Origin of the sequence: Pseudomonas wadenswilerensis (genome assembly GCF_900497695.1) — a bacterium.
GTDB lineage: Bacteria > Pseudomonadota > Gammaproteobacteria > Pseudomonadales > Pseudomonadaceae > Aquipseudomonas > Aquipseudomonas wadenswilerensis.
Genome location: NZ_UIDD01000008.1, coordinates 26,264 through 50,952 on the forward strand (window position 1 = coordinate 26,264; position 24,689 = coordinate 50,952).

The 24,689-nt window shown below is 60.6% G+C and carries 21 protein-coding genes and 1 tRNA gene; 13 read left to right on the forward strand and 9 right to left on the reverse strand.

All coding sequences use genetic code 11. From position 1 onward, the window contains the following. Nucleotides 1-100: 100 nt before the first annotated feature. The 6 genes from CCOS864_RS15545 to CCOS864_RS28055 all read left to right on the forward strand — a co-directional run bounded on the left by CCOS864_RS15545 (nt 101) and on the right by CCOS864_RS28055 (nt 7,525). Entirely contained in the window at nt 101-1,840 is a 1,740-nt protein-coding gene (locus CCOS864_RS15545) for a dipeptidase (RefSeq protein WP_115087163.1), read from the forward strand. Nucleotides 1,841-1,965: 125 nt separating this feature from the next. After that, the gene (locus CCOS864_RS15550; protein WP_233674288.1) at nt 1,966-2,625 is read left to right on the forward strand and encodes a hypothetical protein; all 660 of its coding nucleotides are present in this window, start codon (nt 1,966-1,968) and stop codon (nt 2,623-2,625) included. A gap of 157 nt (nt 2,626-2,782) precedes the next feature. Then, nucleotides 2,783-5,386: an autotransporter family protein gene (locus CCOS864_RS15555; protein ID WP_115087164.1), complete on the forward strand. Its 2,604-nt coding sequence runs from the start codon at nt 2,783-2,785 to the stop codon at nt 5,384-5,386. Continuing rightward, the gene (locus CCOS864_RS15560) at nt 5,383-6,333 is read left to right on the forward strand and encodes an alpha/beta hydrolase (protein WP_415842534.1); all 951 of its coding nucleotides are present in this window, start codon (nt 5,383-5,385) and stop codon (nt 6,331-6,333) included. Before CCOS864_RS15555 ends, CCOS864_RS15560 begins: the two co-directional genes overlap by 4 nt. A 421-nt stretch (nt 6,334-6,754) precedes the next feature. Further along, nucleotides 6,755-7,111 (forward strand): hypothetical protein, encoded by a 357-nt coding sequence (locus CCOS864_RS15565; RefSeq protein ID WP_115087165.1) that lies wholly within the window; start codon nt 6,755-6,757, stop codon nt 7,109-7,111. A 201-nt stretch (nt 7,112-7,312) separates the two neighbouring features. Further along, nucleotides 7,313-7,525 (forward strand): hypothetical protein, encoded by a 213-nt coding sequence (locus tag CCOS864_RS28055; protein ID WP_134063097.1) that lies wholly within the window; start codon nt 7,313-7,315, stop codon nt 7,523-7,525. A 47-nt stretch (nt 7,526-7,572) separates the two neighbouring features. Here the strand turns inward: CCOS864_RS28055 and CCOS864_RS15570 are convergent, their stop codons facing one another. The 4 genes from CCOS864_RS15570 to CCOS864_RS28325 all read right to left on the reverse strand — a co-directional run bounded on the left by CCOS864_RS15570 (nt 7,573) and on the right by CCOS864_RS28325 (nt 9,990). Next, the gene (locus CCOS864_RS15570) at nt 7,573-8,481 is read right to left on the reverse strand and encodes a hypothetical protein (RefSeq protein WP_115087166.1); all 909 of its coding nucleotides are present in this window, start codon (nt 8,479-8,481) and stop codon (nt 7,573-7,575) included. Between the two features lie 399 nt (nt 8,482-8,880). Next, nucleotides 8,881-9,165: a hypothetical protein gene (locus CCOS864_RS15575; protein WP_115087167.1), complete on the reverse strand. Its 285-nt coding sequence runs from the start codon at nt 9,163-9,165 to the stop codon at nt 8,881-8,883. Between the two features lie 26 nt (nt 9,166-9,191). Continuing rightward, complete coding sequence (locus tag CCOS864_RS15580; protein ID WP_115087168.1) at nt 9,192-9,443, reverse strand: hypothetical protein; 252 nt, start codon at nt 9,441-9,443, stop codon at nt 9,192-9,194. A gap of 115 nt (nt 9,444-9,558) precedes the next feature. Beyond that, complete coding sequence (locus CCOS864_RS28325) at nt 9,559-9,990, reverse strand: hypothetical protein (protein ID WP_208644383.1); 432 nt, start codon at nt 9,988-9,990, stop codon at nt 9,559-9,561. A 276-nt stretch (nt 9,991-10,266) separates the two neighbouring features. On the opposite strand from CCOS864_RS28325, the gene CCOS864_RS15585 reads away from it, so the two are divergent. Then, a complete protein-coding gene (locus tag CCOS864_RS15585; protein WP_244211928.1) occupies nt 10,267-11,433 on the forward strand; it encodes an acetate and sugar kinases/Hsc70/actin family protein in 1,167 nt (388 codons plus the stop codon). Nucleotides 11,434-11,768: 335 nt separating this feature from the next. On the opposite strand, the gene CCOS864_RS15590 is transcribed toward CCOS864_RS15585, so the two are convergent. From CCOS864_RS15590 to CCOS864_RS15610, 5 genes are all read right to left on the reverse strand, one after another. Next, nucleotides 11,769-11,844, reverse strand: a tRNA-Gly gene (locus CCOS864_RS15590). A 63-nt stretch (nt 11,845-11,907) separates the two neighbouring features. Further along, complete coding sequence (gene pgsA / locus CCOS864_RS15595) at nt 11,908-12,468, reverse strand: CDP-diacylglycerol--glycerol-3-phosphate 3-phosphatidyltransferase (protein WP_010221879.1); 561 nt, start codon at nt 12,466-12,468, stop codon at nt 11,908-11,910. A gap of 32 nt (nt 12,469-12,500) precedes the next feature. Continuing rightward, nucleotides 12,501-14,324 (reverse strand): excinuclease ABC subunit UvrC, encoded by a 1,824-nt coding sequence (gene uvrC, locus CCOS864_RS15600; RefSeq protein WP_115087169.1) that lies wholly within the window; start codon nt 14,322-14,324, stop codon nt 12,501-12,503. Between the two features lie 8 nt (nt 14,325-14,332). Further along, nucleotides 14,333-14,971: a response regulator transcription factor GacA gene (gene gacA, locus CCOS864_RS15605; protein WP_010221877.1), complete on the reverse strand. Its 639-nt coding sequence runs from the start codon at nt 14,969-14,971 to the stop codon at nt 14,333-14,335. Nucleotides 14,972-15,071: 100 nt separating this feature from the next. Continuing rightward, a complete protein-coding gene (locus CCOS864_RS15610; protein ID WP_115087170.1) occupies nt 15,072-15,458 on the reverse strand; it encodes a helix-turn-helix domain-containing protein in 387 nt (128 codons plus the stop codon). A gap of 659 nt (nt 15,459-16,117) precedes the next feature. On the opposite strand from CCOS864_RS15610, the gene CCOS864_RS15615 reads away from it, so the two are divergent. The 6 genes from CCOS864_RS15615 (at nt 16,118) to CCOS864_RS15640 (ending at nt 24,683) form a co-directional block, all read left to right on the forward strand. Beyond that, nucleotides 16,118-17,425, forward strand: a complete 1,308-nt coding sequence (locus tag CCOS864_RS15615; protein WP_115087171.1) for a nucleotide sugar dehydrogenase — start codon at nt 16,118-16,120, stop codon at nt 17,423-17,425. A gap of 192 nt (nt 17,426-17,617) precedes the next feature. Next, the gene (locus CCOS864_RS15620; RefSeq protein WP_115087172.1) at nt 17,618-19,150 is read left to right on the forward strand and encodes a glycosyltransferase; all 1,533 of its coding nucleotides are present in this window, start codon (nt 17,618-17,620) and stop codon (nt 19,148-19,150) included. Nucleotides 19,151-19,165: 15 nt separating this feature from the next. Beyond that, complete coding sequence (locus tag CCOS864_RS15625; protein WP_115087173.1) at nt 19,166-20,317, forward strand: PilZ domain-containing protein; 1,152 nt, start codon at nt 19,166-19,168, stop codon at nt 20,315-20,317. 24 nt (nt 20,318-20,341) lie between these two features. Further along, complete coding sequence (locus CCOS864_RS15630) at nt 20,342-21,793, forward strand: SEL1-like repeat protein (RefSeq protein ID WP_115087174.1); 1,452 nt, start codon at nt 20,342-20,344, stop codon at nt 21,791-21,793. Continuing rightward, complete coding sequence (locus CCOS864_RS15635; protein ID WP_115087175.1) at nt 21,790-23,241, forward strand: alginate export family protein; 1,452 nt, start codon at nt 21,790-21,792, stop codon at nt 23,239-23,241. The genes CCOS864_RS15630 and CCOS864_RS15635 overlap by 4 nt, the downstream gene beginning before the upstream one ends. Before the next feature lie 14 nt (nt 23,242-23,255). Continuing rightward, the gene (locus tag CCOS864_RS15640; protein ID WP_115087176.1) at nt 23,256-24,683 is read left to right on the forward strand and encodes an MBOAT family O-acyltransferase; all 1,428 of its coding nucleotides are present in this window, start codon (nt 23,256-23,258) and stop codon (nt 24,681-24,683) included. The last annotated feature ends 6 nt before the right edge of the window (nt 24,684-24,689 follow it).

Here is a 24,689-nt window from a genome sequence, read left to right on the forward strand (position 1 = left end):
TTCAGGTACTCCCGTACCAGCCCCTCTAAGTGGTAGCTTGGAAATGTTTTGTTGCACCCATCCTTTCTCATCATTTGCCTGCAAAGGAATGCCCCCCGCAATGAACTTCGCCCTGAAAAAACTGGCTGCGGCCACCCTGATGCTCGCTGGCCTGGCATCGATCACCTCGCCTGCCTATGCCAACATCACCCCACAGCAGAGCGCGGCCATTCTCAAGAGCTTCAGCGACGCTTCGGTCAAGGATTTCCGCCAGTTCCTGGCCAGTGTGGCGAAAAGCGAACTCGGCAAGGCCGACAAGCTCGACCAGAGCATCGCCGCCTTCCTGGCCAACAAGCAGCTGACGGCTGAACAGCAGAACGAAATCCATCGCCTGCTGGGGATCTATGCCCGGCTGAAGTACGGCGATGCGGCCACCCAGACCCTGCGTGAACTGGTGGCTATTCCGACCTTCCGCGTCGACGGCGTCGATCAGCACGACAACCCCGAATTCATCAAGATCGCCGAGAAGATCAAGAGCCTGGCCCAGGCCTTCAACCTGAACTTTCGCAACATCGACAACCGTGTCTATGAAATTTCCCTGGAAGGCCAAGGCGATGAAGTGGTCGGTATTCACGCCCACGCCGACGTGGTGCCGGTGACGCCGGAGAACTGGGTACTCAAGGACGGCACCCGTCTCGACCCGTTCAAGGTCACCCTGGTTGGCGACCGCATGTACGGTCGCGGCACCGAAGACGACAAGAACGGTATCGTCGTGGCGATGTACGCCATGAAAATCATCAAGGAAGAGAAGCTGCCGCTGGCACGCAACTTCAAGCTGCTGGTCGACACCACCGAAGAGACCACCGGCGACGCCATCCCCTACTACTTCGAGCGCAACCCGACGCCTAATTACAACCTGGCACTGGACGGTGGCTACCCGGTGGTGATTGCCGAGAAAGGCTACGGCACGGTCATGGCCAGCTTTGCCCGGCGCGCAGGCGATGGCCAAGGCGCTGAAATCACCACCCTGACCGGCGGCCTGGCCACCAACCAGATCCCTTCGACCTCGGTGGCGACCCTGGTGACCGACAAGCCCGCCGAGCTGGCTGCCACCCTGCAAAAAGCCGGCGCTGAGTATGCCAAGGCCAATGGCGGCAACTTCGAGGTCAGCGCCAAGGTCGATGGCAAGGACGTCAAACTGACCGTCACCGGCGTCTCGGCGCACTCCTCTGAACCTGAGTCCGGGGTCAACCCGGTGGCGCGGATGCTCGACTTTATCAACAGCCTCGACGGCAAGGTCGCGCTCAAGCACAACCACATCACCGACGCCGCCCGCTACGCCGCCGACAACTGGGGCCTGGACTACCTGGGCGGCAAACTGGGTGTCGGTTTCTCGGACAAGTTCATGGGCCCGCTGACCACCTCGCTGACCTACGTCGGCCTGGACGACAAGGCCTTGAAACTGGCCGTCAACCTGCGTGTGCCTAAGGGTAAGAGCCCGGAAGCCCTGAAAAGCGAAATCGCCGGCAAGCTGGACGCGTGGAGCAAGCAGAGCCGCATCACACCGACCTTCGACTACTCGATCGCCGAACCGATGTACCGCAACCCCGAGGGTGAATGGGTCAAGGCGCTGCTCGCAGTCGCCAGCGAAAACCTGGGGATGAAGCAGGAGTTCGGCACCTCCGCCGGCGCGACCTCGGTGCATGAACTGCCCAACGGCGTGCAGTTCGGCCTGGCCATGCCCGACGTCAAGTACACCGGGCATAACGACAACGAGTTCAAGACGGTGGAGCAGTTCCTTCTGGACCTGCAGGTCGTAACGGAAATGATGGGGCGTGTGGGACAACTGCCCAAGCTCTGACACGTCCGGCGGGCCCGCTGTTGTAGCGGGCTCGCCGGGTTGATCGGCTTACGCCGCTTCTTCAGCGCTATCACACCACTTGCAGGTTATGATCCACCACCGCCCCTCCATGGATTGGATCAAACATGCAAAAGACCTCGCCCCGGCCAAGATTGCTCAGGGCCACACTGCTGGCAGTGTCTGCACTGACCCTCGCCAGCATCAGTGGCTGCCTGACCAGCGAGCTGTATGAGCCGCGGGCCAGCGACGAAGTCTATACAGAGCAGGTAGGCCAGCTCTATGTGACGGCTGACCAGAAGAGCTTTGTGGTGCTGGGCAAAAAGTACCACTACTTCATCCTGGTCGAACCCGAGCTATTGCAGGCGATTCGCTCAGGGCTGCATGCCAAGATGCAGGCCGAGTTTCTGCCGGTCCACGTCAGCATGTATGAAACCCTGGACGGCGAATTCGAACTGAAGATCCCCGGGCTGGGGCAACTTGCAGCAGGCGAGGTCAACGAGGCAAAAGCGCTGGGCTTCGTGGCATCGGCGCAACAGGACGCCCTGCTGCATCGCTACAAAATTCAAGGCAGCCGCTTCAAGTCCAGCAAGGACATCAGCGCCCTTCAGGGCAGTACGCTGAACAGCACCTATCCCCTTCAGGTTTCGGCCTACCGAAAAAAGAGCAAGGTCACTCAGGTACTGCTGACGCCGGTCACCGTCACTGCTGACGGCGTGCTGATGATCCTCGCCGCGCCGCTGCTGCCGGTGGCGTTCATGGCGGCTCAACCGTTTCGGGTCAAATAGCGGTTGCACACGCCAGTGATATCATTTTGATGTCAACTCATTTACCATCGCCGCGCCCTTCTGCGTGGCCCCGCCTTTTTTTGTCGCTGCAAGGTCCAGCCCGCACGCAAGCGAAGCACACAAAACACCGTTAAAGGAATGAACCGTGAACCCCGTGATGTTCCGCAAGACCCTGCTCGCCCTGGCCGTAACCGCCACTGCCTTGCCCGCCCTCGCTGAAACTGTCCAGCTGACCAACGCCGGTTTTAAAAGCGAGCACCAGCGCTACAGCGGCAATCTCGAGATCAACGGCGCCTATACCGGCGGCAGCGACGAAGATGCCATCGAGCTCAATGGCTCGAGCATCGAGAAAGACCTGATTCTCAACGCCACCATCAACAGCACCGGCAACTTCGCCGGCGGCGTCGACATGGACGTGTGGGAAGGCACGCAGCCGTGGGTCGCCAACAGCGTTGGCGGCGACGTGATCAACAAGGGCAGCATTTCGGCCATCGGCGGTGGTGCCAACGCGCTGATGATCGACCCGGCGAAGATCGGCGGCAGCGTCATCAACGAAGGCCTGCTCTACGCAGAAGGTGCACCACTGAACGACGACGGCGGCCGCGATGTCGCCCGCGCCGTGGATTTCTCCGGCTCTTCGGTGATCAAGGGCGACCTGCTCAATGCCGCCGGCGGCAAGATCATCGCCAAGGGTGAAGATGCCAAAGGCATCAACCTTGAAGGCGGCGAGATCGTCGGCAAGGTCATCAACCGCGGCCTGATCGAAGTCACCGGCGCAGGCGCCACCGCCATCGACGCCACCACCAGCGGCTCGGGCGCGTACACCGACATGGTCGACCTGGCCGGCATCGAGAACCACGGCACCATCATTGCCAGCGGCGACGATGCCGAGGGCATCCGCATCGACGGCGCCAGCTTCACCGGTATGAACAACCACCTGGTCAACACCGGCACCATCCGTGCCGAAGACGCCGCCATCGCCATCGGCTTCAGCGACTTCGACAGCCCGGGCGCCCAGCCCTGGTACAAAGAAGAAGGCGATTTCAACATCTTCAACAGCGGTTCGATCATTTCTGCCGACGAGGCCATCGACGCCTCGGAAAGCAACCGCCCGGTCGAGCTGATCCTGCGCAAAGGCAGCGTGATCGTCGGTAACCTGATCGACCTGAGCAACATCGAAATCGAAGGCGACACCTCGTTCACCGGTACCGACAGCCGCGCTGACGGCGCCAACATTCGTATGAAGGACGGCGGCTGGATCGATGTCGGCAGCGTCAGCGACAACCTGAAAACCACCCTGACCTTCGAAGCCCCGCACACCAGCATCGACGGCAACCTGTACGTCGCCGGCAATTCGGCCCTGGGCCTGAACCTGAGCAGCGCCACCGACGCCAACACGGCTGTGCTCAAGGTCAGCGGCACCACCCAGTTCGGCCAGGGCGCCCAGGTGCAACTGGCGGCCAAAGGCGAAGACTTCAACGCCAATGGCAGCACCTACAAACTGCTCGAAGCCGGCCAGATCGAACTGCTGGCCGCCGACGGCGAAAGCGTCGACCCGAACGGCAAACTCAACCTGGTCAGCAGCTCGGCGCTGCTCAAGGTCGACAGCTTCACCGTCGACAACAATCAGGTGGTGGCCGTGGTCACCGGCAAGGGCAAGGAAGAAGTCGAGCAGATCATCACCAACCAGGGTGGTTCGGCCAACAGCCAGAAAGCCCTGGGCAGCCTGACCGCCGACGGCATGATCGGCAAGCTGGCCAGTAACGACCCGTTCAAGCAGGCCCTGCTCAACGCCGACGAAGCCCAGGTCGCCAAGCTGGCCTCGGAACTGACCCCGGAAACCAATGGCGGCGCCACCCAGGCCGCCACCACCAGCCAGAACCTGGTGAGCAACGTCACCGGCAGCCGCACCAGTTCGCTGCGCGGCGCCTCCTCGGGCGAGGGCTTCAAGGAAGCCGGTGTCTGGGTGCAGTCGCTGTACAGCGACGCCAGCCAGGACCTGCGTGACGGCGTTGCCGGTTATAACGCCTACAGCCGCGGTATCGCCGTGGGTGCCGATGGCAAGCTCAACGACAACCTGACCCTGGGCCTGGCGTACAGCTTCATCAACACCGACGTGAACGGCAAAAGCGGCAACCAGACCGAAGTCGACAGCCATGCCTTTACCCTCTACGGCGGGTTCGAGCACGGCAACTACTTCGTCGATGCCAGCCTGACCTACGGCTTCAACGACAACCAGAGCAAGCGCAGCATTGCCGGCACGCAAGCCAAGGCCGACTATGACAGCGACCTGCTGGGCCTGAACCTGATCGGTGGCTACACCTACCACATCAACCCGCAGGTACTGGTCGAGCCGCGCCTGGCGGCCCGCTACAGCCTGGTGAACATCGACGGCTACCGTGAAAAAGGCTCTTCGGCAGCGCTGAAAGTTGAAGACCAGCGTTACGAAGCCATCGAACTGGGTGCAGGCCTGCGCGTGGCCGGCAGCATGGCCCTGGGCGCCGGTACCCTGGAGCCGCAAGCCAAGCTGATGGCGTATCACGACTTCGCCGCCGACGAAGCGAAAAGCACCTCGACCTTCCTCCTCGGCAGCACACCGTTCGTGACCAGCGGTGCCAAGGCGGCGCGTGACAGCTATGAAGCCGGCGTGGGTGCCGACTACAAACTGGGCGCGGTGACCTTGGGCGTCAACTACGACTACATCGGCAAGTCCGGCTTCGATGCCGACGTGTTCTCGGCGAAAGTGCGTTACGACTTCTGATGAGCAAACGTCTTGCCGGCCCACGCCCGTGGGCCGGCGTCTGGCGAACCGTGGGGGCGCTGCTGGCCAGCGCCCTTCTCTGTGCCTGCCAATCCCCCTATCAAGCGCTGCAACAACTGGCTGAACAGCACGGTCGACACCTGGAGGTTGTGCCGGGGCAGCCGTTCCCGCTCGCCATGCTGGCACCACCTGACCAGCGTGCAACCGAGCGTCTGCGGGTGTACCTGGAAGGCGACGGCCATGCCTGGGCCACGGCCAGCCAGCCGAGCCTCGACCCAAGCCCGCGCAACCTGCTGGTGGCGCGACTGGCGCTTGAGGATCCGACCCCGAATGCCTACCTCGCACGGCCTTGCCAGTTCGTCACCGCAGCAGGCTGTAGCTCTGCGCTGTGGACTGATCGACGCTTCTCCCAGGAAGTGGTCAGCAGTCTCAGCCAGGCGCTGGACCGGCTCAAGCAGCGCGTTGGCAATCGCGAGTTCGAGTTGGTGGGGTATTCAGGTGGCGCGGCGTTGGCGGTGCTGCTGGCCGGGCAACGGGACGATGTCACGCAGATCCAGACCATCGCCGGCAATCTTGATCCAGGCTTATGGGTACAGCTCAAAGGCTTGTCGCCCCTGAACGGTTCGCTGGACCCGATGGTCTATCGGGACCGCCTGAAATCATTGCCCCAGCGCCATCTGCTGGGTGGTCGCGACGCGGTGATTCCTGGTGACATTGCAAGCAGCTTTCGTGGGGACCTTCGATCGCGTGCCTGCAATCAACTGGTGATCATCCCTGTTGCGACTCATGAGTCGGGCTGGGAGGCTGCGTGGAGCGTTTGGCGAAGCCAGGCGATCGACAGGTGCATCAACTACAGGGCCTTGACCCGCACATCCCAACCAGCTTTTGAGCGTCCAGAAGCGGAAACTCAATCGGCGCCCGGATCTCCAGCTTGCCCGAACCTTTGATCATCGTCACCTGAGGCGTACCGCTGCCTGACTTGAAGAGATAGGACACCGTCACCTTCTTCGCTTCGCCCGTGGCATTTACTGCCTCGGACACCTCCCGAACAGCCTGCTGAAAACGCTTCGTCTGCAGTTCATTGAGCGGTTGCTCTTGTTTGCGCAAACGCTTCATCGCCTTCCAGGCATTATCGCCACAGTACCCTGTCGACTCCAGATACACCGCGCTCAGCCATCCGCCGCGATAAAACCATTTCTTCTCTCGGCGACGTAGTGCCCGAGAGAGATTGGAATTTTAATGGCGATTTTATATTTCGTAATGATCTAGAAAACTAGTATTTCTGACAGCGGCCAGTAAGTTCTGGATGAGTTCACTGTGAACTGTACTGATACACGGGAACATTCATTAACCTGCAAAGGTGACAAGATGCTGACTATTACGATAAAAGGGCTGCCACCCTACATTGACTGGAATGTTACAGAAAAATTAGTGCAGAGCATTGCGGGCTGGAAATACGGCATTTATTCCAGGAAGACGGATCTGGACGAGGCGGAGTATAAAGTACAATGCGAGAACAGATTGAAGCAAGTACCTACGATGGCGGCGGATATCCGCAAGGCAATCTGCGATTGGCTGGAGAAAGAACGCCAGTATGGGGACGAGGGATTCGATACTATCGTGGTCACCGTCACTGAGGTGAACGACCCGGCGCAAGCGGGGTCAACGACTCCAGAGATTATAAAGGCGAACGCAACTCCCACGAACGTGAATACGAATCAGTAGGAGGGAAGCGTGCCGTGCCTGGTGCCAAGTATTCGGCTCACCATCTCGCGCAGCCGTAACCAATCCCGCAACTCGCGTGTCGCACGGAGCGCCTGACTTTACCCAGGCGGCCCACCGTGCGCGATATTCCGCCATGCGACACTTCCCTCTGGCGAGATCTGGGTGTCGCGCGCTCTCGTAAAGCCGGCGGAGTTTCAGGGCATGCTGGGTGAATGCGCGCGGTGCCACGGCGGCGCACCCCTCAGCCGTAAAAACAAACCCCATCCAGTCAAAGCCTTTCTCGACCTTGCCGATGAAGGTTTTGTCGGGGTGCTCGATTCCATAAAAATCAATGGTTGTCCATCAACGTCCATCGCGATCCGCGCGCGGTACAGAATGGAGCTGCTGGTGCAGGAGCTTCCAGCTGCTGGATAATGGCTGCCGACCTCCGCTTTCTGTGCTGCTAGCGCCGCCCGGCGAACTCAATCCCGACGAATCACCACCACCGCATCCAACATGACAACAACCGCTCTGCCGTGAGTGGCGCTACAGCTCATGCTGTACACCCGTCCTTCAAGCGACACGGACATCAGCGTGGCACTGAACAGCAACTGCTCTGAGGCCGCCACCAGGCGTAATGCGCGCATCTCGGCATGCATCACCGTGTATTCCACGGAACGTTGGAACTCATGGGCCAACAACTGCGACATCACTTCGCATAGCCCGGACAGGACGACTGACACAGGCCACATCGGGTGGTCCGGAAAATGGCCGGCACAACGTTCTGCCGAGTAATCCACGCTGCAAGCAGTGATCGCATGACGCTTGAGCGAAAGCACGAGCAATGGAAACATTCGCCGGTATGGCGAACGCGTTGCTGGAGAACAACCGGCATTGCCATGGTCGGCAAATGCGAGATCGAAGACTTGCGCAGGTAAAGCTTGGTAGCTGACGGTGAGATCGGCACTGACCCCACCCGCCGTGAGCAGTTCGGCGTTTGCCTCTACGCGCTTACCGGAGCGTGCTGACACCCGTGCACGTGCAGCAAACAGCATGGCTCGATCTGTATTCAGCCCAGCCCTGTGCATCGTCCAGATCGCATGATCAGCCAAATAATGGATACGCTCATCCGGATGTTGGACCAGGGCTGCCGCGCAAGCGCCGAGCGTGGACAGGTGACGAATGCATTCGGACAGGGTTAGAGGTCCCGCCTCAGCACCGAGGGGCTGCTCAGGTTTGAAATTTCCCCAGATGTCCCAATCAGCGTCTGCCGTCTGGTAGAGGGTGTCGAATGCAAAATAGGGACGCTGGACCGCCATCCTCTCGACCATAGAGTCAACACCGACAGTCACTCGATCCTTTGTGCTGGCGGGCAAAGCAATCAAGTCCATCGAGTCTCATCTCCAAGTGTCCAGCTCTGGAACCACCCTGAACTGTCGTGACACCCGGAACGATACGGCGCTCAACGATTTGCCGATACTGACAAAAATGACAGTCGCCTAACCCTGCGGGTACGGCTCAATCCGCGCGCGGCGCATGACGAGGCTTGTTCTGTTCCTGCCTAGCTTCGGTCCCTGCTGATGCCGAGTGCCCGCCCCGGCGCGTCCTGCAACGCACGCTGGAGCAAATCCTCGCCCCCCCTTCCGGGGAGGCTTGACCAGCGTCGCTTTCAGCTCGATGTCCAACAGGCTCGGGCTATTGAGCAGTTGCTTAATCACTCTGCCAAGGACATCCCGGGAATCGCTGAATTGGTTGATCGACCGCTGCCTTGGCCCGACTGGATTTTCAGGTTACCAAGCACCTAATTCGCAAGAAAATATGTCCAGGCGACCGGCCAGCCTTGCCAGTGTCATGTCGTTGAGTGACGCGCCAGAGCCTTGGCTGAAAGCATTAAGCAAAGCCACGATGTCCCACGCCCTCGCCCCTTCAGATTTCACCCCGTCGCACCTCTTACCCTGTTGGCAGCCAAAAGACACGCGCAGGAAGCGAACAAGATCGGTGAAATCGTGAAGGACATTCAGAGAAAGATGGACCGTATCGCGGTAGATACGGATGGTCAGATCATCAGCAGGCATTAACCGCCGCTTGCGCCTGGCAAAGGCTACAAACAGGAAAGCCCCCAATAATCTTCGTCCAATTCTGTCGCTTCGCAAGAATGCGGCGCTATTGTTTGAACGTCAGAGAACTGGAGTACCCAATCTACGCCAGGCTTGGGACGATGGATCCTGATCGTCTTGTGCTTCCAGTCGATCGACTTGAGCAGCCCTTCCACCGTTTCGCCGACCTCAAGCTCAATTTGGATGCGCTCACGAGTGCGATACAGATTCAGGCGAGCCAAGTTCAAATTGTTCATGCGCTACTCACCTCATCGCTCAAAAGTTCAGAACCAGACAGCGCACCAGTAAACGCTATCTGCCTGATGATATGTTCATGAGCCAACGCCATTGGACGTTGCTATCCGCCCGTACCTACTCCTGATAGTCAAGACAGCGGCATACCCGCCTAGCAGCCTGCAGAGCATTTAACAGAATCACCCTTACGCCACCTTCATCCATCTCCTGCAAAGGAAATCCAAATTGCTTCAGTTCCTCCAGCACCCCGTCAAATGAAGGAACGCCAGAACGGTTCTGGCTGAGACGTTCGTATAAGCCTCTGATTTCATCGTCGCCCATTGATGCCCCCAATGTAACAAACGTCCAACCCGTTAACCCGCAGCCATACCTGCTCACATTTTCCGATCCAACGACATTGGCATAGACACTACTTACGCGAAGCAGCAGCTGTCTACTGACAAAATTGATAGTTCTCTGTCGGCATGAAAGCGTGAGTCGCGCTGCCTGCAACAGGTGCAGTTGCTGATAGTACAGACCTGGTTCTGCCCCCTTGGCGAACCAGTGCATTCAGTTGTTCAGAGCGAACCCGTCGTGTATTTCACCAAAAACAGGGGAGACTCCCATGCTGAATACATGACCCTATCACCACACAACACATCATCGATACCTATCATTTTTGCCAGTAGCTTTGCCGACACTATAGATCAACAATGCAAAGGCCCATCCCAATGCTGGCGTCACCTCAGGCTGTCAGTAACGCTTAGCATAGAGAGTAATTATTACAACCACCTCTGAAGCCATGAATTGTATTTTTTCACTCCCACTATCCATGGAGCACTTGCCTTGTCTTTACCCTACCGCGTTAGCACCCTGAAAAACATTATTCTAGCACTGTGCGTTTTCGGCACGATGGTAGAAAACATTAACGCAGAAGCGCGTTCAGAGACATGGCAAATTGTCGTTGACGCCGGAAGTAGCAAGACCCGCGGAATTCTTTATAAATTATCCTCCGATACGATTACCCCCATTGTGGAAAACAGCACCAAAAACCCATTGGCCAGCCATGTGAATTTTCCTGAAAATGCAGACACCCAGCTCATAAGCCCTTTGCTTGACGCATTGATTAAGCTCGCCGATGACAAAGGATATACCCTGGAAAAAAACAATGTCCTCGTGAGCGTTCTCGGAACAGCAGGCATGCGCGAGTTGTCTCCATCTCAGCAACTATCTATTTATCAGTCTGTCAACGAGGCAATCCATGGCAAGGGATTAATGACAGGTCAGGTGCGTACGATTGAAGGATGGGAAGAAGGGGCATTCGCTTGGGTACACCTTAATTACTTAATAGGACTTACAGGGTCTGACAAGACCCTAGGGATAATTGAGATGGGCGGAGCCTCAAGCCAGATTACTTTTGCCAGCAACGATCCGCAGACTGACACCACCCATACTGTACAGTGGAATAAACAAACCTATCATATTGTGAGTGAAAGCCTGCTTGGCCTGGGTGCTAATGAGGCCAGACTTGCTATGGACAGGGTACAACAGCAAGATCAGAGTTGCTACCCCGAGGGCTTATCCACGCCAGGCTCATTTAACTTCACCGCGTGCGACAGTACTTATGACAAAGCCATTGCGACTAATGGCAAATCTGAAATCCAGAAGCTCGAACACATTGTCAACTCAAACGACTTCAGTCACACCCACTTCATCGGCTTGAGCGCACTTTACTACACACTCAACTTTTTCAACAATGACACACCAACCCGACAGACATTAAAACATGGAATTACGCACAGCTGCGAGAGTTACAAATACATTGAAGACGCCATCAAGAATGACAGTTCAAAAGACAAATACCAGCCAGAAAACAAATGTGCAAACGGGGTATTTGCTTATAACATCCTCTACGACCACCTAAACTTGAAAGATGGACAAATTACAGCGCTAAAGAAAATTGAAAACATGGACATCCGGTGGACCGAGGGCTACTTGTTAATTAACAAGTAAACCTACCAGCATGGCCGTTCGCCTCTGGATGCCGAGCGGAGTAAGCCAACGTGTTTCAGCGTGCCCGGCGTCAGTTCACACGATCATTACCGTACGCCTGCAGTACGCATGGGGCGACAACCAACGGGGTGTCACTGAGCCGTGGCGTCCCGAAGGGGCGACGTAACCGTGGCCAGCAATGAGTACCCATGCCAGGGAAATGCAACTGAAACAACGAGACTTGAACGTACTGGCCTGCACTGGATGTCAGTGCTTTTGCGCAGAAACGAAAAAAGGCCCCTAAGGGCCTTTTTTCTATCACTACAGCACTCTGCTGAATGCTGAAGCGCCATATTTGGAGCGGGAAACGAGACTCGAACTCGCGACCCCGACCTTGGCAAGGTCGTGCTCTACCAACTGAGCTATTCCCGCGTCGTGATGGGGGCTATTGTAACGATTCAATAAATCTCGTCAAGCCCTTGATTCAAAAAAGCTTTATTTCTGCTCCGAGCCTTCGCGCAGGTGCGGCCAGGCGGCGCGCAGGTAGTGCACCATCGACCACAGGGTCAGGCCGGCCGAGATCATCAGCAAGGCGTAGCCCAAAATCACCCAGAACGTCAGCACCGGCGGGTTGGCCAGCAAAATCACCAGGGCGAGCATCTGCGCCGCGGTCTTCCACTTGCCCAGGTTCGACACCGCGACGTGCGCCCTCGCCCCCAGCTCGGCCATCCACTCGCGCAGGGCCGAGACCACGATCTCGCGGCCGATGATCACCGCCGCCGGCAGGGTCAGCCAGAAGTTGGCGTGCACTTGCACCAGCAATACCAGGGCCACGGCGACCATCAGCTTGTCGGCTACCGGGTCGAGGAAGGCGCCGAACGGCGTGCTCTGCTGCAGGCGACGGGCCAGGTAACCGTCCAGCCAGTCAGTGGCCGCGGCGATGGCGAAGACACTGCTCGCTGCGATATAGCTCCAGTGATACGGAACATAGAACAGCAAAATGAAGATCGGAATGAGCAGGACGCGAAGAACGGTAAGCAGATTTGGAATATTCATCGGCACAACTGGCTGCAAAGTGAGCAGGCATTCTACTCGCTATGCAGGTTGGCATAAATCGACTCGGCAAGCTTTTTACTGATTCCCGGTGCTTTGGCGATTTCTTCGATGCTCGCGCGGGTCAGTTCCTGCAGGCCACCGAAGTGCTTGAGCAGGTCGCGGCGGCGTTTCGGGCCGACGCCGGCGACGCCTTCGAGGGTCGAGGTGCGGCGCGTCTTGCCACGGCGGGCACGGTGACCGGTGATGGCAAAGCGGTGGGCTTCGTCGCGGATCTGCTGGATCAGGTGCAGCGCCGGTGAGTCGCCCTTGAGCGTGAACTCGTGGGCCACGTCATTCAGGTACAGGGTTTCGAATCCGGCCTTGCGCGTGGTGCCCTTGGCCACCCCGAGCAGGATCAGGTCGGGCACCGCCAGTTCCTGCAGCACCTCACGGGCCATGTTCAGCTGGCCCTTGCCGCCGTCCACCAGCAGCACGTCGGGCAGCTTGCCCTCGCCGTCCTTGAGCCGGCCAAAGCGCCGGGTCAGGGCCTGGTGCATGGCCGCGTAGTCGTCGCCCGGGGTCACGCCTTCGATGTTGTAGCGCCGGTAGTCGGACTTGAGCGGCCCTTCCGGGCCGAACACCACGCACGAGGCCACGGTGGCTTCGCCGCTGGAATGGCTGATGTCGTAGCATTCCAGGCGTTGCGGGGTTTCATCCAGGGCCAGGACCTGGGCCAGGGCCTCGAAGCGTGAAGCCATGTGCTGACGGTTGGCCAGGCGTGCGCTCAGCGCCTGCTCGGCGTTGGTCACCGCCAGTTGCTGCCAGCGCGCACGGGTGCCGCGCACTCGGTGGCTGATGGTCAGGTCACGGCCGCGCAGGGTTTCGATGGCAGCGCTGATCGCGGCGAAATCCTCGTGCACCACGTTGACGATCAGTTCGCCCGGCAGCTCGCGCTCGGCATTGCCCACGTAGTACTGCGAGAGGAACGCGGCCATGACCTCGGCCACCTCCTCCTCGATGCCCACTTGCGGGAAGAAGTTCTTGCTGCCCAGCACCCGCCCGCCACGCACGCTGATCAGGTGCACACAGGCGCCACCGGGATTGACGAAGGCTGCGACCACGTCGACATCGCCGCTGCCGCCTTCCATGCTCTGCTGGTCCTGGACCCGGCGCAGCAAGGCGATCTGGTCGCGCAGCTCGGCAGCCTTCTCGAACTCCAGGGACATGGCCGCCTGCTCCATCTCGGCGTTCAGCTCGTTGGTCAGCTGGTGGCTGCGGCCTTCGAGGAACATCACTGAGTGGCGCACATCGACTGCGTATTCCTCCGGCTCGACCAGGCCGACACAGGGCGCCTTGCAACGCTTGATCTGGTATTGCAGGCACGGCCGGGTACGGTTGCTGTAATAGCTGTCTTCGCACTGGCGGACGAAGAAGGTCTTCTGCAGCAGGCTCAGGCTCTCGCGGATCGCTCCGGCACTGGGGTACGGCCCGAAATACTTGCCCTTCTGTTTCTTGGCCCCACGATGGATGCCCAGACGCGGGTAGTCGCCATCGGAGAGAAACACATAGGGGTAGGATTTGTCGTCGCGCAACAGGATGTTGTACGGCGGGCGCCATTCCTTGATCAGGGTCTGCTCGAGCAGCAGCGCCTCGGTCTCGTTGGCGGTGATGGTGGTCTCGACCTGGACGATGCGCGCCACCAGGGCAGCCGTCTTCGGCGCCAGGCCAGTCTTGCGAAAATAGCTGGCGAGGCGCTTCTTGAGGTTCTTGGCCTTGCCCACATACAGCAGCCGGGCCTCACCGTCGAACATCCGGTAGACGCCCGGGCGACCGCTGCAGGTCGCCAGGAATGCGCTTGAATCGAACACAGGTGTCATGAGTGCGCTCAGAGACTGGCGTCAACCATGCCGTGGCGGACGGCCAGCAGCGTCAGCTCGACGTCGCTGGTGACCGAGAGTTTTTCGAAGATCCGGTAACGGTAAGTATTGACCGTTTTCGGTGACAGGCACAGCTTGTCGGAGATGATCTGCACCTTCTGGCAGCCAACGATCATCAGCGCGATCTGGATTTCCCGCTCCGACAACGCATCGAACGGCGAGCCTTGCGGCTGGAACGACTTGAGTGCCAGCTGCTGGGCGATCTGCGGGCTGATATAGCGCTGGCCGGCAAACACCAGGCGAATGGCCTGGACCATTTCATCGAGCCCTGCACCCTTGGTCAGGTAACCGGCGGCGCCGGCCTGCAACAGGCGGGTGGGGAACGGGTCTTCTTCACAAACGGTCACCGCCACCACTTTCACGTCCGGGTGGCTGCGCAGCAGTTTGCGCGTCGCCTCCAGGCCGCCGATACCGGGCATTTTCACATCCATCAGGACCACGTCGGGCTTGAGCTCGCGCGCGACCTTCAGCGATGCCTCGCCGGAGTCGGCCTCGCCCACCACCTGCAAGCCATCGATATCGGCCAGCATGCGCGTGATGCCCGTACGCACCAGATCGTGGTCATCGACCACCAGCACCCTAATCAAGCAGACACCTCGCACTGCGGCGGTAATTGGATCCCGCCACCTTAGCAAAAAATATAGCCGTAGACCTAACGGAACACGTCATTTGCCTGACGTCATTTTTTCACTTTCCTGACAGGCGCCCATACATCTCCCGCTCATAGCCACCGGCCCTTACCGGCGGGCGCTGGCCACGCTCGGCAAGGCTGCCCAGCAATTGCTGGACGGCAACCTGGTCGGCCGCCTGCAGCAGGCGAAAGCTGCCGAGCAGCTGTTCTTCCTCAGCGCTCAGGCTGCTGTGCTCAACCGGGGTATGCACCCCGCTCAACACATACAACGCATCGACCCCACGCGCCGCCACGGCGGCCAGGTAGTCGGCCTTGGGGGTGCGCTCACCGCTTTCGTATTTGCCCTGGGCGTTGGGCTCTACCCCGCCGATATCGCCAAAGGCGCGCTGGGTCAGGCCCAGCCGTTCTCTTTCTTCCCTGATACGCGAACCGATTCCATTCATCTGTCTGACATCTCTTATCCAGCATCCGGATGGATGAGCACACAGCCTTCAATGGCGTGCCTCGAACGAAGCCCGAACTATGCCGCGATCAGGTCCGCTGCACAAGTCGAAGCCCGCTCTACCTGTCCGGGATTGTCAGGACAACCGCCGAGACGGTTACGGATCTCGCCCGCAGTTCTTACACAGCGCACTAATAAGCAAACAACTTCCGTTAATAGCTAAAGTGCCATCACCTGGCGACTATTAGCGTTGGAACACAACAGCTTACGGATAATAAAGAAGCTCAAGAGAACATGCAAAATGCCCGTCAAAAAAACCATGAAAATCGCCAAAAGCCATTGAGACAACGGCTTTCTGACGCCATTTTCACGGCAAAATGTTGATATCGGATTTTTGACGCCGAACTAATAACAAACTTTAACTTGTTGATTTATAACGGTTTTTTAACTTTAACACAGCGATTTTAAACTTTATCCAACTCAAAGTTAGAGACAGCTTGCCGAAGTTAAAAAAACTCCCTTAGGATGTAATAAGACAACGAAAAACGCCTGCATCGCCTCCTTTTAGCGCGCTGCTTTTTCTTGCGCGTCTGCCGCGTCGACTATGCCGTTTAACTGACTATCTCGGTCAGCTTTTGCTGAACCTTGGGAGAGGGAACTATGAATATCAGTATCTTTGGATTGGGTTATGTGGGCGCTGTCTGTGCCGGTTGTTTGTCCGCTCGTGGGCACCAGGTGCTGGGCGTGGATATTTCGCCGGCCAAGATCGACATGATCAACCAGGGCAAGTCGCCCATTGTCGAGCCGGGCCTTGAACAGTTGCTGCTCGACGGCGTGCGCCACGGCCGCCTGCGCGGCACTACGGATGTCCAGGCCGCCGTGCTGGCCACCGAGATGTCGCTGCTGTGCGTCGGTACCCCGAGCAAGAAAAACGGCGACCTGGACCTGGTCTACATGGAAGCGGTATGCCGCGAAATCGGCACCGCCATGCGCGACAAGGCCAGCCGCCACACCGTGGTGGTGCGCAGTACCGTGCTGCCCGGCACGGTGAAGAACGTGGTCATCCCGATCCTCGAGCAAAGCTCGGGCAAGCGCGCCGGCATCGACTTCGGCGTGGCGGTCAACCCCGAATTCCTGCGTGAAAGCACCGCGATCCAGGACTACGACTTCCCGGCCATGACCGTGATCGGCGAGCTGGACCCGCAATCGGGCGACCTGCTGCAGTCGCTGTACCAGGGCCTGGACGCGCCGGTGATCCGCAAGTCGATCGAAGTCGCCGAGATGATCAAGTACACCTGCAACGTCTGGCACGCGACCAAGGTCAGTTTTGCCAACGAGATCGGCAACATTGCCAAGGCTTCCGGCGTCGATGGCCGCGAGGTGATGGATGTGGTCTGCCAGGACTACAAGCTCAACCTGTCGCGCTACTACCTGCGCCCCGGCTTCGCCTTCGGTGGCTCGTGCCTGCCCAAGGACGTGCGCGCCCTCACCTACCGTGCCGGCCAGCTGGACGTCGAGCACCCGCTGCTGGCCTCGATCATGGCCAGTAACCGCAACCAGGTGAAGAACGCCTTCGAGCTGATCACCCGTCAGGACAAGCGCCGTATCGGCCTGCTGGGCCTGAGTTTCAAGGCCGGCAGCGATGACCTGCGCGAAAGCCCGCTGGTGGAGCTGGCGGAAATGCTCATCGGCAAAGGCTACGACCTCACCATCTACGACGCCAACGTCGAGTATGCCCGGGTGTTCGGCGCCAACCGCGAGTACATCGAGTCGAAGATCCCGCACGTTTCGTCGCTGCTGTGCAACGACCTGCAGCAGGTGATCCGCGAAGCCGACGTGGTGGTGCTGGGCAACAACGATGACCGTTTCGCCCAGGCCCTGGATGCCAGCAGCGACAAGCAGATCATCGACCTGGTGGGCTTCATGGCCCACGGCAGCGATGCCCAGCGTGAGGGTATCTGCTGGTAAGGCCCCGTCCTCCAGCAGAGAGCACTCCAGCCAGAAAGTACTCCACCCAGAGAGTACCCGGCGATTCACCCAGGCACCCCGCCTGATTGACTGCACACCTGCCAACTGCCCGGCCGACCCTGTCATGGCCAGGCGCGAAAAGTGCGCATGTCATTCAGCCGGGCGTGGCCCGAACACAGGAGCAACGACTACATGGAACGACAGCAACAGCCGCCCCGAGGGCAGCCGGACTACCTGCAGGCAGGCGCGCGTTTTTGCGCCTGGGCCTGCCTGTTCGGCCTGATCGCGCTGGCGTCGGAGATGGTCGCACCGCAGTACCTCGACCCTGCACACCACAAGTTCATCTTCATCATCGGTGCGCTGGGCATGTGGCGCTATGGCAATGCCATCGTCCACTACCTGCGCGGCATGTACTTCCTGCACTGGAAGTTCCCACGCATGCGCAAGGCGGTCGAGCGCATGGGCGATGCGGCGCTGCCGGCGCACATGTTCATGGTGGTGACCAGTTTTCGCATCCCCACCCACACCACCTTCAAGGTCTACCAGTCGGTGTTCCAGGAGGTACAGCGGCTGAAGGTGCCGTGCACGGTGATCGCCTCGATCGTCGAGAAGGGCGACGAGCAGTTCATCAAGGAGATCATGCGCAACGAGGTCAAGGACCGCGACGACATCAAGCTGGTGATCGTCCGCGCCCGCGGCACCGGCAAGCGTGATGGCCTGGCCCATGCCTTCCGCGCCCTGTCGCGGCAGATGCCGCTGCAGGACTCGGTGGTCGGCGTGGTCGACGGCGACACCATGATGCTGCCCGGTTGCGTCGAGCGCGCGGTCAAGCTGTTCGCCTACCTGCCCAACGTCGGCGGCCTGACCACCAACGAGTTCTGCGAAGTCGAAGGCAGCAACCTGATGCGCCAGTGGCACTCGATGCGCTTCGTCCAGCGGCACATCAACATGTGCTCGATGGCCTTGTCGCACCGGGTGCTGACCCTGACCGGGCGGCTGTCGTTCTTTCGCGCCAGTGTCATGACCGACCCGGACTTCATCCGCGACGTCGAGGCGGATTTTCTCCAGCACTGGCGCCTTGGGCGGTTTCAGTTTCTCACCGGTGACGACAAGTCGTCGTGGCTGAGCCTGATGCGCGCCGGCTGGGACACCTTCTACGTGCCCGACAGCAACACCCTGACCGTCGAGCATCCGCCAGACAACAGTTTCTGGCGCGCCACCCGCCAACTGATGTTCCGCTGGTACGGCAACTCGCTGCGCCAGAACTTTCGCGCCACCGCCCTGCTCGGCCGCGCCCGCCTGGGCCTGTTCACCCTGTACGTACTGCTCGATCAGCGGGTGTCGATGTGGACTTGCCTGATGGGCCTGACCGCCTCGGTGGTCGCCGGCATCTTGTTCGGCATCCAGTACCTGCTGGTGTACCTGTTCTGGGTACTGCTGTCGCGCAGCATCGTCACCGTGCTGTTTCTGTTCGCCGGCCACCCGGTCAGCCCGGTGTACCCGTTCGTTCTTTATTACAACCAGATCATCGGCTCGCTGATGAAAGTCTACGCCCTGTTCCACATGGACCAGCAGAGCTGGACCCGGCAAAAAACCACATTAAGCAACGGCACCGTCAACTTCGATGCCGCCCTGAACCGCTGGTCTTCCAAGGCGATGCTGTTTTCATCCATCGCGATTTTCTTCGGGGTCATCTCGGTTCTTCTCGAACTCACGCAACGTTAAGGAAAGGCGCCTGCCATGAGTAGTTCAAGCACACCCGCAGTACCCGCGAACGTCGTCCACGAAGCCATCGACGAACGCCAGTACGTGCGCACCAAACTCAATGCCCGGGTCAAGCTCAGCGCGGCCGGCCAGCCGCCGTTCGACAGCACCCTGCAGGACATCTCCCTGGGTGGCATCGGCCTGCTCCACCCCGAGCCGCTGAAGATCGGCAGCCTGTACCACGCCTCGATCCAGCTGCGCCTGAACCAGGTCGACCTGAACATCGACAGCCAGATCAAGATCGTCTCCCAGCGCGGCCAGGAAGTCGGCGCCCAGTTCGTCGAGCTCGACTCGCAGAAGCGCGACATCCTGCGCTACATCATCAGCGCCTACCTGTCGGGCGAGATCGCCGACATCAACGGCCTGTTCAACGTGATGCAGCGGGAAAACTACATCAAGGAACGCAAGCACAAGTACGCCAGCGCGCGCAGCTCCGGCGAGCGTCTCAAGGCCACCCTCGGCACCCTGCTGTATGCCGCCGCAGGTGTCGCCGCGCTGGGCTTTGTCGCCTACAAGTGCTACCTGCTGTTCTTCCGCATCCCTGCCGTGCAGGCCCAGGTTTCGGCCAATGCCCAGGTCATCAGCATGCCCGACAACGGCTATGTGAAGTTCCTCCTGGCGCCGGGGCAGACCGAGGTCAAGGCCGGCACGCCGGTGGCGAGCATTTCCACCCAGCTGGCCACCAGCTTCACCAGCCCGGCCGACATGAAGGCAGTGGCCGACCTCTCGCCCGGCGACCTGCAGACCCTGCTCGGGCGCGCCACCATCGAGACGGTGATCAACAGCCCGTGCGACTGCGAGGTGTACTTCCCGAGCAAGCCACTGGACGGCTACGGCTACAAGCAGGCGCCACTGGTGCATTTGCTGCCCAGGGATGAAGGCCTGTTCGTCACCGCCAACGTGCCGTTCGACAAGCTCGCCGACATCGGCCGGGTGACCTCGGTGGACCTCAAGGTGTTCGGCCTGGATGAGACCTTCAGCGGCAAGGTCGTCGACTCCCATGTCGATGAAGCCAACAAGAACCTGGCCCTGACCATCGCCCCCGACAGCCCGCTGCCCCGCGCCGCGTACCAGAAGCCGGTGGCGGTGGACCTGTACCTGGGCCTGCCGTTCACGGCTTCGCGCTAAGCCCCACCAAGGAAGGAATAGGCAATGAATGCGAAGACGCCCTCCCGCCTGCTGCTGGCCAGCATCGGCCTGGCCTGCGCCAGCAGCGCCCTGGCCGGGCAAAGCCTGGAGCAGATCCGCTACGCGCTGTACAAAGATCCCGGCGCCAATGTCAGTGCCGACCTGCGCGCCCTGGCCGACCGCGGTGACCTGGCGTCCAAGCTGTTGCTCGGTGATGTGCTGGCCAACAGCGATGGCGCCAGCCGCCCGGAAATCATCGGCCTGTACAAAGAGGCGTTTGCCGATGGCCGCGGCCAGGTCCCGGCGCTGGCCTCGCTGGCGCGCCTGCTGGACCGCACCCCGAGCCTGCAAAACAGTCAGCGCGAGTGGATGGCCCAGGCCCTGACGCGCTACCCGGCGACCCTCGACCCGCGCAATGCCAGCACCACCCTGGAGGTGTTCCTGGTGTACCCGCAACTGGTCTCCACCGAGCAAGCGGCGCAGTTGCTGGCGCTGTACCAGCAGTCGTGCCTGCTCAACTGCCGCCCCGAGCTGTACCAGGCAGTGCTGGCCGAGCGCCAGGGTGACCGCGCCGGCGCCGAGCGCTGGTACCAGCAGGCGGTGCGGGTGGATGTGCGGGCGATCGATCGCTACTACCGCTTCCTCGGCGACGATCAGGACCGCGCCTTCCCGGCCTTTGCCCGCAGCCTCGAAGCGCTGCGCCCGACCCTGGCCGTGGAGATCGTGCACCGAATCGGCTCGTTGCTCGACAGCATCAACAGCGTGCAGCGCGCCGAGCAGGAAGCCGACCGCTACGAGCGCCAGGCCAGCGCCATGGGCCCGGCGCGGGTGCAACCGGACGCCGCGCAACTGGCTGCGGACAAGCAGCGCAGCGATGCCCTGGACCTGGCCCGCGGCGAAGCCCATCGCTGGCGCGACAACGCCGTCGAACGCGGCTTTGTGCCGGCGATGGTGTCCAAGGCCAACTACATGATTTCCAACCCCACCGAGCACAACGCCGAAGAGACCCAGGCGCTGATCGACCAGGTCCGGGCCCGCGAAGCGACCCGGGCCAAGGCGCTGCAGGCCTCGTTCTACATGGTCAACAACTGGCTGACCCTGGATCCGGACAAGGCCCGCGCATTGATCGACGAGCTGCTCGCCAACCGCTACCCCGACGCCGAACTGCTGCTGGCCGAGTACTACAGCAAGGGCGTGGCCGACCAGCCCGACCAGGACCAGGCCCTGGCGATTTTCCAGGCCCAGGCCCGGGCCGGCTCTACCGCCGCCTGGTACCGCATGGCCACCTTGCACGCTTACGGCCGTGCCATCTGCCATGACCCGGTCAAGGCCTACACCTATGCCCAGGTGGCCCTGGCGCTGGGCGAGAACGGTGCCCGCAGCCTGGTCAAGCGCCTGGAAAAGACCCTGAAAAAGGATGACATCGCCCGTGCCCTGGCGGCACGCAACGATCTGTTGAAGGAGGCAACCCTGTGAAAGCCCACCACACCCTGTTCGGCGCCCTGCTGACCCTGGCACCGCTGTACCCGGCGCAAGCCCTGGAAGAAGTCACCGGCCCCGAGGCCGACAGCAGCGAACCGGTGCGGGTCGCCGACGGCAGCGAGCCGGTGATCACTTCGGAGTTCTTCAACAAGCTCACCGTGCAGACCGGCTACGGCCCGGAGAACGCCGAAGTCGGCCGCAACCGCGAGATGTTCTACAGTTTGCGCTACGAGCCGTCGTTCGCCTGGTACTCGCCGGAAAAACGCTGGGCCAAGTGGATGGTCTATGGCCGCGTCTGGCTGAACTACGACTCCAGCGAGTCGGCCAGCGTGCAGAACGAAAACGCCAACAACCTCTACCGCGAACAGCCCGAAGGCTGGTACGCCGAACTGCGCGAGCTGTATGTGAAACGCAACCTGCTCGGCGACGACCCGCGCTTCTCGCTGTCGGCCGGGCGCCAGCGCTATTTCGACGACTACGGCATCTGGTGGGACGACAGCATCGAGTCGCTGCGTTTCAACTACAACGACACCTTCTCCCGCGGCTTCGTGGCCGTGGCGCAGAAGTTCTACAACTACAACAGCGACGTCAACCGCCTGGCCGACAGCGAGGAGCGCACCACCTACCTGATGGGCGAATACGCCTACCGCTGGAGCGAGCACAACTGGGCCGGCGTGCGCCTGATGCACGAGAACGACCACAGCGGCCACGATGCCGAAGACCGCTACGACTTCAAGGGCATGCGCTACGGGCTGTTCTTCAAGGCTGACGACCTCGACGTGACGCCGCTGTTCAGCGACTACCACCTGGAGCTCGCAGGCCTGGACGGCAAGGTCGACAACACCGACGTCAACGGCGTCACCAGCAGCGGCCACAACGCCAGCGGCTGGGCGGCCCTGGGCGAGATCGGCAAACGCTTCCACGACCTGCCGTGGACGCCCCGGGTGGCCCTGCGCGGCGGCCTGACCGACAAGCCGAGCAACGACAACGACGGCTTTCGCCTGAATGCCATCCAGTCGGATCGCATCACCCGCCAGGGCAGCTACAGCACGCGCCTGGCCAGCTCCTTCGTCAGCCTCGACCTGCGCAACCTGAGCTACTACGGCATCGCCCTGGAAACCAACCCGACGCCGCGCAGCGCCCTGGATTTTCGGGTTACCGACCTCAAGCTGCGCGACGCCAACGGCACCCTGCCGATCCGCCTCGAAGGCGACCAGCGCAGCGAGCGCAACCGCGCCATTGCCCAGGGTACCCACGGCGGCGGCAAGGACGTCGGGCAGATGCTCGACCTCAACTACTACTGGAAGATGTTTCCGGTGGCCATCGACGGCAAGCACCTGGACGTCAACGCCCTGGTCAGCGCCAGCTACCTCAACGCCGGCAACGCCCTGGACAGTGGTGATGACTACCAGCTGACCTTCGGCGTCGTGGTCAGCTACTAAGGACGGAACCCGAGATGATCTTCGCCTCCAACGTCTTCCTGTTCCTCTACCTGCCGCTGTTCCTGGCCGTGTACTTCCTCGCCCGGGCGCCGTGGCGCTCGACGGTGATCGTCGCCGCCAGCTACATCTTCTATGCCTGGTGGCGGCCGGACTTTCTCCTGCTGTTCGTGGCCATTACCTACTGGAACTACTGGTTCGGCCTGCGCATCAAGGCACGCCTGGATGCCGGCGACAAGCGCTGGGCCTTTCGCCTGCTGTGGATCGGCATCATCGGCAACCTGTCGACCCTGGGTTACTTCAAGTACGCCAACTTCGGCGCCGACGTGCTGGCCGCCCTGCTCGCGCCGCTGGGTATCAACACCTTCACCCTGGAGACGATTTTCCTGCCGCTGGGCATCTCCTTCTATGTCTTCCATGCCCTGAGCTACATCGTCGATATCTACCGCAAGGACGCTACGCCGACCAACAACTTCATCGACTTCGCCGCCTTCGTCGCGCTGTTCCCGCACCTGGTGGCCGGGCCGATCCTGCGCTACAGCCAGTTGGCGCCGCAGCTGCGCCAGCGCACTCACTCGCTGGAGCTGTTCTCCCTGGGCGTGTGCCGCTTCATGCTCGGCTTCATCATGAAGGTGCTGATCGCCGACCAGCTGGCGCCGATCAACGTGCTGTTCATCGGCGAAGGCACCCTGCAGTTGAGCGATGCCTGGTTCGGCCTGGTGGTCTCGACCCTGCAGCTGTACTTCGACTTCGCCGGCTACAGCCACATGGCCCTGGGCCTGGCCTTGATGATGGGCTTCCGTTTTCCGGAAAACTTCAACCAACCCTATGTGTCGCAGAGCATCACCGAGTTCTGGGCCCGCTGGCACATGACCCTGGCGCATTTTCTGCGCGACTACGTGTACATGCCGCTGGTGCGCAAGCGCATCGCCGGGGCGCTGCCGGCGCTGGTCTACACCATGCTGCTGTCGGGCCTGTGGCATGGCGCCAGTTTCGCCTTTATCTGCTGGGGGCTGTTCTTCGGTTTCGGCATGGTCATCGAGCGCAAGTTCAACCTCGCCACCAAGGTCACCACGCCCTACCACCTGGGCCGCAACCTGCGCACCTTCGTGCTGATCATCCTGAGCATGCCGCTGTTCTTCACCAACGACCTGCGCCACAGCATCGACATCTACCAGGCGCTGTTCGGCCTCAACGGCCTGGGCTCGCTGGACCTGTACGTGCTCGGCGCCTCGAAGATGGCCATGTCGTTCGCCGCCATTGCCCTGTGCTGGCTGGTGCTGGCCGGCAGCAACAACGTGCGTTTTTACGCCGGCAACAAGGAGCAGTACTTCATGCGCCATGTCGGCGGCCTCAAGGCCCTGCTGCTGTGGGCCGGGTTCGCCCTGGCGCTGAGCAGCCTGGCGGCGCATTCGTTCTCGCCCTTTCTGTACTTTCAGTTCTAGGAGACC

Bases quoted from the DNA above. Each gene is read 5' to 3' on its own strand.
- CCOS864_RS15545 (WP_115087163.1), top strand. From the start codon at position 101: ATGAACTTCGCCCTGAAAAAACTGGCTGCGGCCACCCTGATGCTCGCT.
- CCOS864_RS15550 (WP_233674288.1), top strand. From the start codon at position 1,966: ATGCAAAAGACCTCGCCCCGGCCAAGATTGCTCAGGGCCACACTGCTG.
- CCOS864_RS15555 (WP_115087164.1), top strand. From the start codon at position 2,783: ATGTTCCGCAAGACCCTGCTCGCCCTGGCCGTAACCGCCACTGCCTTG.
- CCOS864_RS15565 (WP_115087165.1), top strand. From the start codon at position 6,755: ATGCTGACTATTACGATAAAAGGGCTGCCACCCTACATTGACTGGAAT.
- CCOS864_RS28055 (WP_134063097.1), top strand. From the start codon at position 7,313: ATGCTGGGTGAATGCGCGCGGTGCCACGGCGGCGCACCCCTCAGCCGT.
- CCOS864_RS15570 (WP_115087166.1), bottom strand. From the start codon at position 8,481: ATGGACTTGATTGCTTTGCCCGCCAGCACAAAGGATCGAGTGACTGTC.
- CCOS864_RS15575 (WP_115087167.1), bottom strand. From the start codon at position 9,165: ATGCCTGCTGATGATCTGACCATCCGTATCTACCGCGATACGGTCCAT.
- CCOS864_RS15580 (WP_115087168.1), bottom strand. From the start codon at position 9,443: ATGAACAATTTGAACTTGGCTCGCCTGAATCTGTATCGCACTCGTGAG.
- CCOS864_RS28325 (WP_208644383.1), bottom strand. From the start codon at position 9,990: ATGCACTGGTTCGCCAAGGGGGCAGAACCAGGTCTGTACTATCAGCAA.
- pgsA (WP_010221879.1), bottom strand. From the start codon at position 12,468: ATGAATATTCCAAATCTGCTTACCGTTCTTCGCGTCCTGCTCATTCCG.
- uvrC (WP_115087169.1), bottom strand. From the start codon at position 14,324: ATGACACCTGTGTTCGATTCAAGCGCATTCCTGGCGACCTGCAGCGGT.
- CCOS864_RS15610 (WP_115087170.1), bottom strand. From the start codon at position 15,458: ATGAATGGAATCGGTTCGCGTATCAGGGAAGAAAGAGAACGGCTGGGC.
- CCOS864_RS15615 (WP_115087171.1), top strand. From the start codon at position 16,118: ATGAATATCAGTATCTTTGGATTGGGTTATGTGGGCGCTGTCTGTGCC.
- CCOS864_RS15620 (WP_115087172.1), top strand. From the start codon at position 17,618: ATGGAACGACAGCAACAGCCGCCCCGAGGGCAGCCGGACTACCTGCAG.
- CCOS864_RS15625 (WP_115087173.1), top strand. From the start codon at position 19,166: ATGAGTAGTTCAAGCACACCCGCAGTACCCGCGAACGTCGTCCACGAA.
- CCOS864_RS15630 (WP_115087174.1), top strand. From the start codon at position 20,342: ATGAATGCGAAGACGCCCTCCCGCCTGCTGCTGGCCAGCATCGGCCTG.
- CCOS864_RS15640 (WP_115087176.1), top strand. From the start codon at position 23,256: ATGATCTTCGCCTCCAACGTCTTCCTGTTCCTCTACCTGCCGCTGTTC.